Source organism: Candidatus Kosakonia sp. 282A-S69 (assembly GCF_029433855.1).
Lineage (GTDB): Bacteria > Pseudomonadota > Gammaproteobacteria > Enterobacterales > Enterobacteriaceae > Kosakonia > Kosakonia cowanii_A.
Window position 1 is genome coordinate 212,437 of sequence record NZ_JAROAU010000005.1, and the last position, 230, is coordinate 212,666.

Sequence of the window (230 nt, forward strand, 5' to 3'; positions counted from 1 at the left end):
GTGCGCCTTACCGAAGGCCCACGGCCTGTTGGCCAGCATGTCGGCGAGATCGCGACGAATCGGTGCTGAGGTCTTGGCGACGCGGGCGAGCTCATCGGCCTCGCGGTTCGCCTGCCGCCGCGCCGCTGCGTCGCGCTCCTCGGCGGCGGCAAGGATAGCGTCCTCGATCCTTGCCGCGACGGCGGGTGTCCATACCGGCTCGGAGAGCTCCCAGTAGCAGGGAACGAGCC

At 70.4% G+C, this 230-nt stretch carries 1 protein-coding gene; it reads right to left on the bottom strand.

From position 1 onward, the window contains the following. On the bottom strand, positions 1-230 hold a 230-nt coding region (locus PU683_RS22020), incomplete at both ends, for a hypothetical protein (RefSeq protein ID WP_277174654.1).